This is a genomic window from Pararhodonellum marinum (genome assembly GCF_015354735.1).
Classification (GTDB): domain Bacteria; phylum Bacteroidota; class Bacteroidia; order Cytophagales; family Cyclobacteriaceae; genus Pararhodonellum; species Pararhodonellum marinum.
Window position 1 is genome coordinate 188,424 of sequence record NZ_JACEFJ010000003.1, and the last position, 17,641, is coordinate 206,064.

Here is a 17,641-nt window from a genome sequence, read left to right on the forward strand (position 1 = left end):
TGTTTTATTTAAGTTATTAGGTCAGTTACTTTCTATAAATAATTATAAGTGAATATAGTAGGAGGATTAAGGTTAAAAAACACGCTAATTGAGGGGGATTTAATCCAAAGTGGTACCCCTAATTTGGGGATAAAGAATGTTAATCAAATTTAAACAACTTGGTTTTTTGATTTCCTCCCATAGGAATGGGATAGAAGCGGGGCTTTACAATTCACTGAAAAGTTTACTGTGATTATCTAATTGGATTACTCCTGTATTTGTGCTCCTGGAAGTTACTCAGCCTGTCAAAAAAAACATTAAGATAAATTGTTGATCGTAATGCCAAAATCCCCCAATTTGGGTGAAATAAAAATGAAGTAAATTCATTTGTTTGTAAAGAACAATATGAAAAAACCCGGGATGCTTAAAAATTTAATGAAATGTATAGTAGGGTGTTTTTTATGCCTATTCAACATAGCAATTGCTCAGGTTGAGACCCCTTATACATTCCAACAATTGCCTTTGATCCATCTTGGTCAAAAAGAAGGGTTAATTCCTAACTATGTAAATGACCTGGCGGTGGATTCATTGGGGCGGCTACAGCTTGCCACCTTTGGGGCCGGAATCATTTCATATGAAGGCCATGAATTTTCACCAATGGTATCAGAAAACCTGGACAAATTCCCAGTCATTCGAAAACTTAAATTAATAGATAATAAGCACTATTTCATTACCTCTGGAGAGTTATTCAGATGGGACAGTAGGTTAGACTCATTGGAATTAATATTTAAGGACGACTCTCCAATTATAAACTTTTATCAAATTTCCCCCAATAAGATGATGGTGAGCAATTATAGAGGCAATTTTATAGCTGAAAATTCAATGGGCCAATTCATTGTCTCCGAGCTTCCTGATACTTCACCTATCACTCAGGTTGTCCATCTTAAAAACAAAATAACGCTAGCAATATTGGGAGATGGCCAAATAATTTCAGATCCATTTGGCAATAATCCTGTATCTGTATTTCGAACATCTAAGGGAGGAATTGCAAAGATTTTTGAACTGGATGAATCATTGGTGCTTATTGAAGAGGGCTTTATTTCATATTTGGATAAAGAAGAATACAAGCTTCTAAAAAAAATCCCATCTCTGCCAGATGGTCTATTTACTGTGTTTTATCAAGATGATCAAAGTATCTGGATGGGCTCTAACAAAGGTTTATTTATCCTAAGCAAAGAGGGGCTGAAAAAGGTAAATACCTCACCTCAACTCACTGATATGGACATTTCCGTAATCACAAAGACAAAAGACGGTATTTTATGGATTGGGACTTATGGCAATGGACTATACAAGTTATATGATGAACAGGTTATCCAATATGCTTTCGGTGACTCTGGAATTGGCCAGATATACTCTGTGTTCAGATTAAAAAAGTCTTTGGATAAATTTCTAATCACCTCAAATAGAGGACTTTATTATTTTGAAAACGATCAGATCATCCCGATTCAGATTCCGGGAAATTTAAATGGAGGCACTTTATTTTCCGGAGTAGATGAGGATTCAGGGACGCTGTATATTGGAGGAGATGGATTCATTCTAAAAAAGGAATTTGGAAAGGAAAATTTTAATGCCTACTTCCACGAGGTTTTTGACAAAAATGTTATCACCAGTATAGTTACATGGAAAGAACAAATATATGTCGGTAGTCAGAGAGGAATGTATCTTTTTGATAGTGATTTCAATCTGATAAAAGACTATAATGAAGGTTCTGAAATTAAGATTAGAAATATTTTCCAAATTCACGTGATAAATGACAACCATGTAGTTTATGGAGATTATTTCAACTTATATGAAACTGATTTAACGAGCATTCGAGAATTTCAGCTAAAAGGTCTTAAAGGAAAGGTTATCAGCTTTACATCAGCTGGAGATCAAATTTTTTGGCTTGGTACCTCATCCGGTACACTTTACCTTTACGATTTTAAGGAGGATTCCATTATCAGGGAAATTTACAGTAGGAATGGTAAAAATATCTATTCTGTATCCATCGCATTGGACCACAGCTTAGTCATAGGTACTGAAATGGGAATAGAAAGGCATTATCAAGACGGTAGTTTTTTACTTTATGATGAAAGAATTCGACAACACGAAGTCAACTACAACTCCCTTTCCCACCTTTCAAACGGTGATTTATTGATAGGGACAGTAGGGGGACTGTTTAAAATTTCAGGTGATTACAGCTTTAGGACAAAAAGCCCTCTTTGGCTGGAGAACTTTTTTGTCAACAATCAAAAAATCCCGATAAGAAATCACCAAAATGCACTGAAGCCACTTTTACTTTCACATAGCCAAAACAACCTGAGCTTTCAGGTAAATCTTGTTAATTTCCAAGAGCCTCAACATACCCTCATAAGGTACAAGTTACTTGGATATGAAAAAGAATGGGGATCCTTTATGAATCTTGGGAATGTACAATATACCAATCTCCCCCCAGGAGAGTACCGTATTTTGGCTAACATTCTATATAGCCAAGGGGATCAGGGTATTTACACACTTCCCATAGAAATTAAGATCCTAAAGCCTTTTTGGCTTCATCCAATATTCATTATCGCCCTATTTTTATTAATTGTCGGTATTGTCTATCTGGGGTATGTATGGTTTCAAAGAAAGACACTTCGTGATAACACCAAACTTCAGAATTTAGTGGATTCCCGCACCAAAGAGATCCATCAAATCAATAAAAACCTAGAACAACAAATACAACATAGGACCTTAGACCTACACAATAAAAATAAAGAGCTCACAAAAACCATAGAGTTAAAAAAAATATTTCAGTCCCAAGTAAGGTTAATTTCTTCCAATACGCAAGATATAGTTTGCCTACTCTCACCGGACTTTGCGATCAAGTTAATATCAGACAGTGTTGAACAAATGTTGGGTTTTTCATCTCTAGAGCTCACCAATTCACAAATAACCCATCTGCTTCCAGATGAACAATTTTCACAAGATCTAACGGATTACCTAACCCAGGTTGAAGACCATTCCCCTCCAATTATTCTTTCTCTATCACATAGAACAACAAAGAAAGAAGTAAAGGTTGAAATATTGGGAAAACAGGTATTCTACAAGAATTCACAAATAATTCAAGGATATGTCCTAAACATAAGAAATGTTTCCGAAAGGGAGTTTCTAAAAGATGAACTCAAAACGGTGTATAAAAATATCCATAGGGATTTTCATGATGAGGTAGGGAATAAACTTGCCAAAATCATAGCGCTGATTTCTGTCCTTAAAATAGAATTAAACGATTTTCCAACAGGGGCGGAAACAATGGGGAAAATTGAGAATACAGCTAAAAACCTATACCATGATACCAGGGATTTCATATGGACACTAGATCAGGAAAATAACAGAGTGGAGGAATTTAGTATACAATTAAGGGATTTTGGCGCAATGCTGTTTGATGGTTCCGCTATCGAGTTTAAGTGCAACTTGGATATTCATGAAAACATACTTTTAAAGCCGAACTTAGTGAGGGACCTTCTTCTTATAATGAAAGAAATAATGACCAATGTATTAAAACATGCAAACGCTACTGAAGCCCATCTAAAGATAAAACAACGTGGACCTCATCTGTTGTTTCTAGTTAAGGATAATGGTATCGGGATAGATAAAAACTTTACAAACAACGGAAATGGCATGAAAAACATTCAATTTAGGACCAGTCGCTGTAAGGGCGAACTGATATTAAAAAGCAGAAATGGAAGTCTTATCGGAATCCGGATCAAAGCCTAAAATTAGATGTATTTTTTAGCTTTTGCATGTTCTATGGCTTCAGATTTGGAGTTTACTTCAAGCTTGGAATAAATATTTTTGATATGTGTTTTAGAGGTTTCTTTTGATATGAAAAGAATATCCGCTATCTGGGAATAGGATTTTCCTTCAGCAATTAATTTCAAAACATCTTTTTCTCTTTCAGATAAGGGTGAGTGAGGATTACTATGGAAGTTGTTGATGACTAACCTCGCAATTTTGGAACTCATAGGTGCACCTCCTTTGGACAACTCATCCAACGAGGATATTAATTCCAGGTAATTAGAGCTTTTGGTAATATAACCTGATGCACCGGCCCTTAAGGCTTCGAAAACCAATTCTGAATCATCGTAGACCGTAACTATCACAACTTCTATATGGGGAAATTTTGACTTAACATATTTTGTCCCTTCGATTCCGTTGATTCCTGCTGATAAATTAATATCCATCAGAATGATGTTGGGCTTATCTTTGGGTAGGTTTGAAAAGGCTTCTTCACAACTTTCATATGCATTGACGAATTGATATCTATCCACACTTTTCAGAATGAGTTTATACAGTTCCTTGAGCTCGGAATCATCTTCAATCAAAACTATTCTTTTTATAAAATCCATTTTCTTTTAATGATAAATTCCGCTGTTTAATATTTTAAAATTCCGTAATAAAAACCTTTGTTTTTTCTATCAAGCCTATAAATGTTGAGAAATCAAGTAAGCTTTTTTATGGGTTATATAATAGTACGATAATTTTCGTAAGAAGATCAAAAATATTGACAAAAATTTGATTTAGTTTAACAGATATTTACAACCGAACAGGTCAGTTGTAAATAACAAAAAAAGAAACCCATAAAATGGGTTTCTTTAAATTTATTAATACTGTTAAACTTAAGCCCCGTATGAAGAAAGTTTTTTGCTTCTAAGAACTTATCTGTTACATGGGGCATACAACAGATAATCAAACTTATTACAAAATTATTGGTGATCACACCCCCATTTTGGGGTATAATTTTGATCCTGTTGTCAAGTAAATTGTATTAGTAAAAAATTCACACATGATTTTTTGGCAATCTTCCACACTGACCAAATGATAGGTTAGCTTAAGGCCGACGGTATTGAAGTAAAAAAATTCTGATCAAAAACCATCCATAGTACTTAGACCAGTCGAATCTGATTAAAATATTTAAATGCAAAGTGCTATTATACTAAAAAACCACTAAAATGAGCAGACATTTCTAAAAGCAATTCCCAACCATTAGCGAGAGATAGTTGTGGAAACCATTGTTAATTATTTTACTTTTAATCCGATATGATCATCGTATTTCATTTGGGTAATTTCACCATTTTCACCTTCAACAAATTCAATTGAAGACCAATAAGTCCTTAAAATATACTCCAAAAAATTTTCGTTTCCTTTATCGATAGGAACCAATCCTCCCCAATCTGAGATTAGATAACCCTCTTCAAATGTAATTTCTAGTTCAATATTGGGACTGTAAAAATCACCATCAAATTTGTATGAACCTATTAGCTTTTCAGCAAAGTTATGAGTAAGGGTTTTGTCGGTGAGGTTCAGGCCCTCAAATGGTTCGTTCATAGTCATTGCGGCAATTGAACCGCCTAGCGATGCGGGTAAAGAGATGTAATTGTTAGAGAGGACGATGACAATTAAATTTTCTTCCGGATAAATTCCCAAATAAGATGAAAAGCCAGGTGACCTTCCATTCATCTGAAATAAATCCCGATGAAGATGTTTTCTTATAAACCAACCATAACCGACATTGTCTCCATGATTTTGGAAAATCTTATTCCAAGAATCCTTTGTCAGAAAATCATTGTCAAGAGCTGCTTGGGCAAATTTTCGCAAATCGTAAACAGTGGAGTATATGGATCCATGCCCGGTTTTTGATGACCAGTCAATCTGAAAGGCTGTTTCTAAATCATACAGATTTTTAGGGGCATATCCTTTCGCCAGATTTTTAATAATTTCTTTCTCAGTGGAAAAATGACCGGTGTTGGCCATACCCAGAGGGGTAAAAATCTCATCCTGCAAATATTCGCCAAAAGATTTTCCTGTAATTAGCTCTATGATGTATGCCAGGATAATGTAATCCGACCTCCCATGATTGTATTTTGAACCAGGTTCAAATAGCAATTCATAGTCTTTGAAATAGGCATATAATTCTTCACTGTTGTGTTCAAACTTAGTTATACTGTCATAATTAACGTTTCCATTAGTTCCGATTGCCGGGATGCCTGACCGTTGAGAAAGTAAGTCGCCTATAGTCAGCTTATTACCGTGTTGGTAGTGTGGAAGGAATTTCGAAACTTTGTCATCCAGTTTTATCAGCCCGCTTTCATTTAGTTTCATTACAGCAGCTGATGTAAATATCATAGAAACTGAAGCTATGAAATATTTGGTATTTAGGTTGTTATCCAATTCAAACTCCTGACTCATCTTCCCATAAGCTTTTGAAAAAAGCTCATTTCCATTTTGGGTGACTAGAATTGAACCACTGAAGTTATTCGTATTTACTAGGGGGGTTACTATACTATCAATTTTGAATACAAGCTCTTTCTTTTCTTGGGAGTAAGCTGGTTTTCCGAATAAAAAACCTAAAATTATAACTATTATTGTTTTCATGTTTTTAAACGGGGTTCGCAGAACCACTATTGATTTGATGTAGCATTTCTATCATTCTTAAAGAAAAACATCACTCACTTTTAATCGACTTGACTGGATCAATCCATGAGGCTGAAAGGGATTGAAAACTAACCAATAAGGCTGTGATCGCCATTCCTATCAGAATGGTTATGCCGATGGTAAATATACTCGGCCATTCCCTTACTGCAAATTGCTGCAACCAATCCTGCATCAGCCACATTCCGGTAGGTATGGCCAAAATGATACCCAGCAGTGTGATACTCAAAAATTCCTTGTTGAACATCCAGGTAATGGAACCGGAGGAAGCGCCCAATACTTTTCGAATACCTATTTCTTTTAATCTCCCGGCTATGGTCATAGCAGTGAAGGCCAGCAAACCCATCACAGCTATTATCACTGCCAAAAGTGCTGAATAAGTAACCATTTTGCCCAGCCTTTCCTCATTTTGATAGGCTTCAAAAACAAACTCATTGAATGGGTAATATTCAAAGTTTTCACCTGGATAAATTTTGTTGTATTCCTCCTTCAGCATCGCAAGAAACCGTTTGGAGTCTGACTGATTGCTTTTTATCAGGACCATCCCATTGGTCCTGCTGATTTCTATGTCATTGATCCCCTCCAAAATCAAGCGGGGATTTTTGGAGATCAAAACCGGTGCGATTTCTTCATAAAGGGATGCATGGTGAAAGTCCTCAAGAAGGGCAATCACCTCATGGGAATCAAAGTTTGCGCTGGGGGGCAGACTTGCTTCCTCTAAGCTGCTCCAGCCCATCTGTTCTGCAAATTTTTGGTTGACCATGATGGCGCTGGAATCCAGGTTGATGTTTTCATAAAAATTCCTGCCTTCGGCAATTTCCATCCCCATGGTATTGAGGTAATCTCCCACCACGAAATTCAGTTGGAAGAAAAACTGTTTGCCATCCGAATTGGTAAAACCGGCCCGCCACCAGTCCCCGTTGCCAAAAATGGAAACAGATAAGGCAGCATCCGCCACTTCAGTCCTTTCCAGCAGTCTTTCCCTGTAGATGTTGGCTTTCTCAAAAGTGGTTTTCATCCCTCCGACCAAATTCCCGGAGTATTCCGCTATTACCGGCACTACATAAACCTGATCTGCTTTAAAGCCTAAATCATGGTTTTTCAAAACATCCATTTGATGGTACATCACCAAGGTGCAGGAGATCATCAGGAAGGAAAGGAAAAACTGGAAACCAACCAGGCCTTTTCGCAAACCCTGTTTTCCAAAACTGATGGAATAATTCCCTTTCAGCACATTGATGGTCCTCATGCCAGACATGAAAAATGCCGGGAAGCCTCCTGCCATGGCTGTAAGCAATACCAGCAAGGTGACCATTAATCCCATCTGCGCCCAGGAAAAGCCGATGGTGAGGTTGGTATTGAAAAGGACATTGAATTGGGGGAGAAGCAGGAGGGAAAGGAGAATTGCCATTAAGAAAGAAAGCAGGGTAATCACCATGGATTCGAAAAGAAACTGTATGGCCAGTTGCTTTCTTTCAGCGCCAAGGGATTTTCTCACTCCCACTTCCTTAGCTCTTACCACAGCTTTACCAATAGCCATGGTGGTAAAATTGATGGAACCCAGAACCAATATGATCAAGCCCAGGGCAAGCAGCACAATAAGCATCTGCGGGTTAGTAACGCTTGTATTTCCTGGATTTTCTCCGGTATGGAAATGGATATTATTCAATGCATACGGCTCGAAATAATAATTACCGGGCTTATAGTTGTTTCCCAAAGCACGTTGCATCATGGGCTCTATACCTGATAATATCGCATCTTTGTCCTCGGGAGAATTGGTCATCACATAGGTTTCTGTATTTACATTGAACCAATTGTTAAGTGATGCATCGGATTGTAAGTCTCTCACCAAATCGTCCGATATCAACACTTCAACCACAAGACTGGAATTGTTAGGGACATCTTCCATAATTCCTGTTACCGTAAAGGGAATAAAATCATCCATCAATTGCATTTCGACCACCTTTCCCATGGCTGTTTCATTTCCAAAATAGCGTTCAGCCGCTGTTTCAGATAAGATGATGTCATATTTATCGGAGAAGAGTGGTACCCTCATCCCTTCTTTTAGTCTAAAATCGAATATTTCCAAAAATTCAGAACTTACAAAGGTAATGGCCTGCCTGTTTTCGGTATTATCAGGAAGTTTGATGGCCCTGTTGGACTGCATCAAACGGGTAGCTTTCTGAACCTGAGGAAACTCCTCCTGCATCACCTCCTTCAGCAAAAAAGGAGTGGAAAAAGATTGTGCCATCCCATCATCAAACATCTCAAACCTTTTCAATTTGAAGATGCGGTCTCCCTTTTCGTGAAAGTTGTCAAAACTCCATTCAAATTGGACGAATAACAAAACTATAATGGATATGGATAGGCCAATCGACAATCCCAAAAAGTTGATCAATGAAAATCCCAGATTCTTCCTGATGTTTCTGATGGCAATGTAGAGATAATGTTTGATCATGGCGTTTATTTCTGTTGAAAGCTAATATTCCACCTTCTAGATCAATGCCAGATTTAATCTACCTCTAAAGGTCCTTTTGGCTCTCCCTTCAAAATACAGGAGCAAAATTCGGACATTTTCGTTCGGGTACGGGCAATGTTAAAAGATTTATAGAGCAAAATGGATTATTGAAAGTAATGGCTAGTATTACCTTACTCCTTGGCGGAGACTAGATGTTAAAAACCACCTCAAACCAGTCAACCAGCCAGCTATGGATTGCCACCCATTGGTGGTCCAGAAAGGATGCCTTTCCAGATGATTACAATTGGAGGCATATTCAGGTTAAACTTGTTGCTCAATACACCAAAAGCCTGGAAGGGCAAAAAGCCATCCGCCTATGGCTGCCGCATGTTTTCCCCAATTTTGAAGTGCCACAATTAAACGGTTTTACTTTCTTGGAACATTCAATGAAATTTTCGATGATTGGCAGGCTTCAATTGTTTTTTGCTTTACTCTAAAATATGAAATTTTCAACTGCTCTTACCGTATTTATGCCTTTTTTATTTTTACCAATCGCTATTACTAAAAATTATTTTTAAAAATTTCCCAGCCTTTTTTTATTTTTTCCGTACAAATAATTATTCCTACTTCTGGAATTGTTCCTTGTCAAAACATCTTTCTTTTAACCAAAAAAGCTATGAAAAACCTCACCATTTACCTCTCTTCTTTGATGATGGCTTTGCTTTTGTTGCCGACTTTCTCCTTTGCGCAATTTGAGGTAGGAATAGGATATCTCAACTCTACACCCACCGGAATGATGGGTAATTTTATCAATCGTCCGGCACATGGATTTTCTATGGACATCGCCTACCGGTTGCCGAGCACAAATTTCAGCATTGGTCTTCAGTTTGCAGAATCACAATATGGTTATCAGAAAAAAGAAGAAATGTACCGCTTTGATAATGGTTATGAAGGTAATGTCAACGTTGAGGTATACAACTACCTTGGAAACAACAACCTCTATCTGAGGTATGATATTTTTGATGAGGGTTTTATTCAGCCATATGTGCTTTTTGGGGGAGGAATCAGTAGGTTATCCACGGACCTGTCCATCATAGATCCCAGGGAAGAGCTCACCTCGGATTGTCCAAAACCTTTGGAGACAACTACTTTGTTGAGAGACCGGACATCAAATCTCATCATGGGAGGGGGGGTGAGGTTTGACTTGAGCCATCCCATCAAATCCATCCCTAAAAGAAAAGCCTTATTGGACCTACGCATCAACTACTTAAATGGTGGAATGGTCAGTTATACGAATTTGAACCAGCCCAGCACCACATTTACTTACCGGGGTGAAAATGTCACTTTTGATTTTGCAAGTGAGGCCCAGCCAAATGTGGTTCATGAGTACCATGCAGGCACCTCATATCGGACAAAGTTGCAGCTTGTCACCATTAATGCGGGACTGTTTATCGTGTTGGGAAATAGGGAAAGAAACAATACAGGTTATTCAGACAATTGGTAAACAGGGCTTGTGTGATCCGTCTAAAGGCAATATGTAATTCCATGAAAATTTTTCAGTGCATTTCCTTTCAAGATGAATATATAACCACCTGCAAGCCCAAAAACACTTTCATAGAGTCAAAATTCATGTCATGATGCAGCAGTTAATGGTTGTTTTCAATACAGAAAGATCCAATAATGTATCCTTTTTATAGATACTCCCATAATTTTTACTATAAAAGGTAACTTAATCCAAATCTTGGAAATATGAGGGAATCAGTTTGGGTCTAACTCGCAAATGTTTCACTGAGAAAAGTAAAAATAGGATTTCAAATAACCACTTATCAAAAATCATATCCTTAACCGTTGAATATACCATACTTTCAAAAGACAATATTGTCTTGAGAGGGTTAAGTGGAAATGATTAAAATATATACAGAAAAGTGCCATACTAAGTTTTTAAACTTGATTTTGGTCTTTGTGTTGATTTTGATGTCTTCCTGTGAGCATCGTAGGGCAAATACATTGGATGAGCCTGATTCCAACAGTAATTTAACATGGGCCTCAGCATTTCCAAACCTTGGAACCCACTCTTCCCCAAGGACAGCCGACCTCAACCAAGACGGAGTCTTGGATATCATCGTAGGGATGGGAAGGTTGGAATTCCAACCCATCGATACCGCTATCGTGGCGCTGGACGGAAAAACAGGGGATGTGCTTTGGAACCGACCTGCTATTGACCAGATTTTTGGATCAGCTTTGCTCATGGACATTACTGGAGATGATATCGAGGACATCATCATTGGCGGAAGGTCAGCCACCTTGCAGGCAATGGATGGTGCCACCGGGGCATTGATCTGGGAGTTTTCACAACATATTGATAAAAGCCTCATTCAGGTCAAATATTTTAATTTCTATAATCCCCAGTCCATTCCAGACCAAAACAATGATGGCATTCCTGAAATCCTCGTTTCGAATGGAGGCGATGTGCGCAAAGCACCTTATGATGAGGATCGGCCCGTGGGAAGATTGATCATCTTGGATGGCTCCAATGGAAAAATCATTCAGGAAGCTGAAATGCCTGACGGAAAGGAAACCTATTATTCGGTGACTTTATCCTCCGGAGAAAATACCAAAGACATAGAGCTAACTTTCGGAACAGGAGGGGAGACGGTCAGCGGAAGTCTTTATGTTTGCAGGCTGCAGGATGTTTTAGATGGTGATCTGAGCAATTCCACACAGCTTGTAAGTAGGAGGGCAAAGGGCTTTATTGCCCCTTCAGTATGGGTGGATTTAAATGGTGACGGTATAGCGGATATCGTAGCCAACTCAGTAGACGGAAATGTCTTTGCTTTTGATGGCCAATCCAAAAAGGAACTCTGGCAAACCAATATCTATGGGGCTGAAATATATACCATGCCGGCAGTGGGACATTTTTTGGAAGAGGGCAAGTTGGATGTTTTTGTGGTGGGCAATTCGGGCGTATGGCCTTCATTTTTTGAAAACAAAAATGTGCTGATTGATGGTCAGACAGGAGAGATCAAATTCAATGAACCATTGGGAAATTTTCAGACTTCTTCACCTTTGATTGTTGATGCGGACGGAGATGGCACCGAGGAAATTTTACTGAGCGTCAACAAAGAAGAGGCAGACGAGGCAGGAAAAAAGTTTTTTTCCAATTCAGTTTTCCTGATAGATTTTACCGAGAATCAAAACACCGCGTTGATCCCTTTTTTACCCGGTCACAACAATTCCTCAACCCCATGGATCGGTGATCTTGACGGAGACAGAATGCTCGACATCGTGTTTTGCCACAGTACAAACTCAGCAAGGACCTATGCCTTCGACGACATGCAGGTCAATCTGTTGAAAACAAAAATCCCAATTACCCAACCCATCACTTGGGGAGCCTACATGGGGAGCAGGTATATGGGGAGGGAGTAAATGTTAAAAACTGGATCAAAATATTCTTTAATACTTTAGATAAGGAGTTACGTCAATCACCTACAACAATTAAAGTACGGTCTGTATTACCTACTTAACAAGAAACCCGGATATTAATCCGGACAGGACCCCCAGACTGGGTTAGGTAATATCTTTTCATCATAAAAGAATGGTGGAATGGGGATATTTTTTTATAAAAATTTATTCAAAAATCATAATATATAATACATTTATTTTAAATAAACAGAATAAAAAATACGTGTATCCGCTTCACTGCACGTATGGATGAACAGATGCAACAACCAATCGGTCAAAAAGCCTTTCAGCAAAGTATCTTCGGTTTAACTTATATACAAATTCATTGAGGTAGTTCTGCAAATATTTGTATGTGATCATGTGCTGGATTCCCAAGAGTTTCTTTTAAGGTTGCTGATTTCTTTATTTACCCATTTCAGAGTTTCATTGACACTTACTTTATCAGAAATAACCAAATAATGGGTGTCTACAATATCTACATAAAACGTGTTTTTATAGGTAAACAGAACAATATTTCCCACTGCATTCTTTTTGATGAATTTAATGACATGTTCCGAATCGATTTTGTCGAGGACTTCCATTTTATAATACCCAGAAACCCTGTCACTCTCTCTCCTGTTTTTGGGTCTTCAATAGGAGTAGATTCAACGGCCACGGCAACATTTGCCTGCCTATGGGTCCCTTTTACCCTTTTTAGGTTGTTCTTCACTTGTCTTTTGGTTGCAACCTCTACAAAACAGTCCTCAAATTCGATCATGTCATTCAATGTGTACAGAGAATCCCTTTTGCCCTTCATTACACGTAATTTATGCATCACCCTGAAAGCGGTTCGTACCTGGACAGGCCTATCTGTCTTTTCAATTTAAGGCAGGAAAAGCCATTTCTGGTCGCTGACATGAAGATAAACGCCAGGACCCAGGTATGGAGCGAAATCTTGCTATGCTCTATTGCAGTTTCGCTTTTCAGGGAGCTTCTCCTTCTGCAATGGCTGCATTCAAAGAATTTCCCAGCACTGAACTAGAAATGCCTCGTGATGGAATTACCTGATTTACAGCATATTCCGGCTTTTTCCCTGCTCTCTTTGATATAGGTCTTACAATTGGACTCATCTTGGAAATACTGCATGAATTGTAATATGGCAATAATGTTTCTTATTTTTAAACAAGAAATAACCTGCAAAATGCACCTGCAACTTAATGATACTTGTTGTCAGAATTTGTTAGGTGCAACCATACAGATACATGTATAATCATATTATTTTTAACGTTCCCATAGAATTAAAAGACCTTTTTTTTTAAAAATAAGTTTGTATTAAGTATAAAGATTATTTATAATTTTTATATCTTTTAGATAATTAATGTTCAATATAAAAATATTTCAATTATGTTAATCTAAAATTCAAACTAAAAAAACTAATGTTATGAAAAAAAGAGAGATTGCTTCATTAATGACTTTTCTTTGGATCATTTTTTTTGTTAGTTGCCAATCCGAAGATCAAGATTTGCCGAATTTGACAGAAGATGATTTAGCCAAACAAGAGATGGTTTCAAATTTTTCTTTAGATGATGATTTCCTTCAAATTTTCAATTATTTGATTGATGATTCTGATGGTCAAGATTTTGATTTACAAAAAAAATATGAATTGTATCTGCAGATTTTGGAATTAAACAATATGCCATACAATTTCAGAGATTTTAATTTAAGCGAACCTAAAATTGAAGAAAATTCATTTTGGATCAGGAAATAGATTTTATAGATAATATAATTTTAACCAGCAAAGACCCTGCTGAAGCTCTAGTTGTATTAAATGATTACTCCTCAAGAATAAACAATGAATTTAGTTTAAATAATGAAGAAAGAAGTTTTTTATTATTACATATTGAGGCAACCAAGGCTTTATATTTATCTGATACAGGCAGAAAAAATTTTGATTTAGTAAAGCAATTAGGTCATGCATATCAAGAAACAACAAATGGAAGATTAATTATTGTAGGAGGTCAAAATTTTATAAACTTTGGTTGGTTCGTCTATTATTCCGGAAAGTGTATTAAAGCAGGTGCCACAATAGTTAAATCAGGAGGCTTATTAATTATCGTAGGAGCAGGAGCAGCAGCCGCTTATGCTTGTGATAAAGCTAGATATTATTTTAATAAAATAATTAATTCCGGCGGGTTTGTTGATCCTTGTGAGAACAGCAATAATCCCTGCTGTGGAATAAGTTGTGTGCTTTCTCACTATTGTGATCAAAATGGAAGTTGTGTTCCTTTACCGGATTTTGATGGATGCCCTAATGTTCCCTGTCCTCCAGATCATTTATGTAGATCATCTGACGGCACATGTATTCCAATTTAATTAATATCCTTAAAGTTTTATAAATATGATGAAGGTTACTAAAATAAGGTAACCCTCATCATATTTGAATCATTAAAAACACTGCTATTTTGATGGATAAGAAACCCATATGCTGCTGTTTCTTCTTTTCATTTTTTATCGTTCATTATTTTTTAAAACTGCCTATAATTCTACAATTTGTTAACCATATTTTTAAATCATTTCCTTAAAAGTAAAAAAGAAATTTTCTTAAAATTTCACAATTCTGAATATTTGATTTTTAATCAAAAAATGGACATCATTAGAAATGTGGTTTCTTTAAGCAGCTTATATTCCCAAAAATTTATCAAAATCAGCAGGGTCAATTAGCTTGTTAGGATCTAAAAAGATCCGTTTGGTTTTGGCTAAAATCCAAGTATTCATTGAATCTGATCCCTATTCTTGTTACTGCCCTTTAACAACCCGATTCCCTGATATCCTGTTTTCTGTTTACCCGTTCTCAAATCTTCTTTACTTTCAACTTTTCACTTTGAACTTAACCACCGTACCTAAAAAATACAAAACCCCAAAACCCAAACATATCAAAGAACTCACCACCATAAAGGTCATTTTTTCCTGCAGTTCATTTAGGTAAGGATGATCCATAAACAGTACAAATGGAATTCCCAACAGGCCTCTAAGCAAAAATATACCCGATACAATGTTTAGAACAGGCTTCAGCAAAGGAAGTTTACCAATCAGACCAGCACCGGAAAAAGCATACAACGACCATATTCCCAAAATTAAAGCAATGCCTAAGGTGGTTATGGCCGGCAGGGCCAAGCCTGCTTCAGCCTGCTGGGCCATGCCTTCTCCAGCACCAAAATACCTGTACCAATCAGGGCCCCCCAGTACGATCCCAATATGCATGACCGAAATAAAGGCTGTCAGAATTCCTGCCCAATAAAGGTATCTGTTAGGTTGGTTTTCAGTCATGCCATGACGTTAAGGAATGGTTATTTTTTAACAACAGGCAAACTGACACTACTCGGATACTTTCTGGAATGATGGATGGAATTGGTTGCCACCACCCCTTCTGATTCGTCATAGTTGTTGCCGCCGGTATTCAGGTTTCTATCAAATCGGGGAAAATTGGAAGAGGATACTTCAATCCTGATTTTGTGGCCTTTTTCGAAGTAATTGGAGGTGGACATGGGCGTCATATTGACTTCATAGACTTTTCCCTTTTCCATCAATACCTCATTCTCGTATCCTTCTCTGTACCTAACTCTTTGGATGGTTTCATCCAGGTTATAGGCAGTGCCATCCGGATACACATCAATGAGTTTGATGGTCAGGTCGGTGTCTTTGACATCCGAAGAAAGAAACAGCTTGGCCTCAATAAATCCACTTACTTCAACTCCTTCTGTCAATGCTTCGGATGTATAGACCAGGATATCCTCCCTCAATTCCATTTCCTGCTGGTCAAATGCACCTCCCTGAATGGCATTGCCGGTACAGCAGACATTGCCACCATAGGAAGTCACCGGATCCATGGGATCGTACTGAAAAGTATCCGGATTGTCTTTGCCGGGTCTTGATGTGGACAGTTTGCCATCACCCAATCTGGAATTGGCATTGCCCTTACTGTTCAGAAAATAGGTGTGCATCTCGGCATCCTTTGGTGGCCAGGTATCTGAATATTGCCACTTATTGGCTCCCATGGTAAAATAGGTGACCTTTGGCATTTCCTCTGTGACCTTGTTGGCCTCACCCTTTAGCCAATAGTCAAACCAAGCATAAGTCATGTCATTGTAAGGCAACCTTGCATCCCCCATGCTTCTTTCACCCACGATGGTATTTTCAGTCGCTCGGGTATAGGCGCAGTGTAGGGTAGGTGCAATGACCAAAAACTGATTGTCTCTGATTTTGGGATCTTTGGCATTTTCTCTGATGTGGTTGTACATCGCCAAATTGGGACTGGAAGCCACATCATACCAAGACACAAACCAGAAGGAAGGTTTCTCAAATTCCATGTCATCATGGAAAAGTCCTCCTTCATACCATTCAGGTGAATTGGGTTTTCTAGTAATCATTTCTTCATAAATTCCCTGTGGGCCATCCACATTTCGGATGATATCCTGCAATGGTAAATGGGCCAAACCCTCTTTCCAGTCCACCCCTGGATATCTGGGAGCCATATCATAAAACTTCTGTAATCTCAGTAAATCTTCCTGTTCGATGCCTTCGGGAAGCTTTGGAGCCATGGGGTCATGCTGGGTACCATAAAGCCAAGCAGTAAAAAGCATCTGACCGGCACCACCCCGGTACCAGTTGCCCTGTTCATAATAATTCCCGATTCTGCCTACTCCGGCACCATATCCCTGCGGAACCAAAGCCGCATGTGCCGGATGGTTGAGGGCTGCCACTGCCATTTGCCATTCAGCGGTGGATGAACAACCTATGGTACCGATCTTTCCATTGCTCCAAGTCTGATCGGCCATCCAGGTAAAGGCATCATAACCGTCGGTCAAAGGCGTTCCGAGAATGCCCCATTCTCCTTCCGAAAAGAACCTTCCACGTTCATTTTGTACTACATAGGCATACCCTTTTTGGACAGCTTCCAAGGCACTTTGAAGGGTTCTGGTGACCAATTCTCCATCCCGGTAAGAATTGAAGTTGTAAGGGGTTCTTGAAAAAATGATCGGGACCGGTTGGTCAGTTTTTGGTCGGTAAATATCGGTGGCCAACCTGACCCCATCTCTCATGGGCATCATGACCTTTTGATCTACAATGGCTATTTCCTGAAGCTGTTCGAGGATATTCTTTTCCTGAGCCCAACCTTGGACAGAGAGGGTCAGTAACAGCAGGAGTGCAAGATTTTGAAATGATTTCATGTAGGGTAGCATTTTATATTCCCTA

At 38.2% G+C, this 17,641-nt stretch carries 11 protein-coding genes and 1 pseudogene; 6 read left to right on the top strand and 6 right to left on the bottom strand.

From position 1 onward, the window contains the following. Positions 1-366 precede the first annotated feature (366 nt). The gene (locus tag H1A14_RS07925; RefSeq protein WP_194775701.1) at positions 367-3,774 is read left to right on the top strand and encodes a sensor histidine kinase; all 3,408 of its coding nucleotides are present in this window, start codon (positions 367-369) and stop codon (positions 3,772-3,774) included. A gap of 2 nt (positions 3,775-3,776) precedes the next feature. Here the strand turns inward: H1A14_RS07925 and H1A14_RS07930 are convergent, their stop codons facing one another. The 3 genes from H1A14_RS07930 to H1A14_RS07940 all read right to left on the bottom strand — a co-directional run bounded on the left by H1A14_RS07930 (position 3,777) and on the right by H1A14_RS07940 (position 8,947). After that, the gene (locus tag H1A14_RS07930) at positions 3,777-4,406 is read right to left on the bottom strand and encodes a response regulator (RefSeq protein ID WP_194775702.1); all 630 of its coding nucleotides are present in this window, start codon (positions 4,404-4,406) and stop codon (positions 3,777-3,779) included. 670 nt (positions 4,407-5,076) lie between these two features. After that, entirely contained in the window at positions 5,077-6,432 is a 1,356-nt protein-coding gene (locus H1A14_RS07935; RefSeq protein ID WP_194775703.1) for a serine hydrolase domain-containing protein, read from the bottom strand. A 70-nt stretch (positions 6,433-6,502) separates the two neighbouring features. Then, entirely contained in the window at positions 6,503-8,947 is a 2,445-nt protein-coding gene (locus tag H1A14_RS07940; RefSeq protein WP_194775704.1) for an ABC transporter permease, read from the bottom strand. Positions 8,948-9,159: 212 nt separating this feature from the next. Here H1A14_RS07940 and H1A14_RS07945 point away from each other — a divergent pair, with 212 nt between their 5' ends. The 3 genes from H1A14_RS07945 to H1A14_RS07955 all read left to right on the top strand — a co-directional run bounded on the left by H1A14_RS07945 (position 9,160) and on the right by H1A14_RS07955 (position 12,373). Continuing rightward, positions 9,160-9,444 (top strand): hypothetical protein, encoded by a 285-nt coding sequence (locus H1A14_RS07945; RefSeq protein WP_194775705.1) that lies wholly within the window; start codon positions 9,160-9,162, stop codon positions 9,442-9,444. Between the two features lie 179 nt (positions 9,445-9,623). After that, positions 9,624-10,451 carry a hypothetical protein gene (locus H1A14_RS07950; RefSeq protein ID WP_194775706.1) on the top strand — a complete coding sequence of 276 codons (828 nt, stop codon included), beginning with the start codon at positions 9,624-9,626 and terminating at the stop codon, positions 10,449-10,451. 443 nt (positions 10,452-10,894) lie between these two features. Then, positions 10,895-12,373, top strand: a complete 1,479-nt coding sequence (locus H1A14_RS07955; protein ID WP_194775707.1) for a PQQ-binding-like beta-propeller repeat protein — start codon at positions 10,895-10,897, stop codon at positions 12,371-12,373. Between the two features lie 270 nt (positions 12,374-12,643). Here the strand turns inward: H1A14_RS07955 and H1A14_RS07960 are convergent. Continuing rightward, positions 12,644-13,552, bottom strand: a pseudogene (locus H1A14_RS07960) (IS1595 family transposase). 277 nt (positions 13,553-13,829) lie between these two features. Here H1A14_RS07960 and H1A14_RS07965 point away from each other — a divergent pair. Both H1A14_RS07965 and H1A14_RS07970 read left to right on the top strand, forming a co-directional pair. After that, complete coding sequence (locus H1A14_RS07965) at positions 13,830-14,156, top strand: hypothetical protein (RefSeq protein ID WP_194775708.1); 327 nt, start codon at positions 13,830-13,832, stop codon at positions 14,154-14,156. After that, positions 14,141-14,761: a hypothetical protein gene (locus H1A14_RS07970; protein ID WP_194775709.1), complete on the top strand. Its 621-nt coding sequence runs from the start codon at positions 14,141-14,143 to the stop codon at positions 14,759-14,761. The genes H1A14_RS07965 and H1A14_RS07970 overlap by 16 nt, the downstream gene beginning before the upstream one ends. A gap of 495 nt (positions 14,762-15,256) precedes the next feature. Here H1A14_RS07970 and H1A14_RS07975 read toward each other — a convergent pair whose 3' ends face one another. Beyond that, on the bottom strand, positions 15,257-15,715 hold the full coding sequence (locus H1A14_RS07975; RefSeq protein WP_194775710.1) for a hypothetical protein: 459 nt from the start codon (positions 15,713-15,715) through the stop codon (positions 15,257-15,259). A gap of 20 nt (positions 15,716-15,735) precedes the next feature. Then, a complete protein-coding gene (locus H1A14_RS07980; protein ID WP_194775711.1) occupies positions 15,736-17,616 on the bottom strand; it encodes a CocE/NonD family hydrolase in 1,881 nt (626 codons plus the stop codon). Between the last annotated feature and the right edge of the window lie 25 nt (positions 17,617-17,641).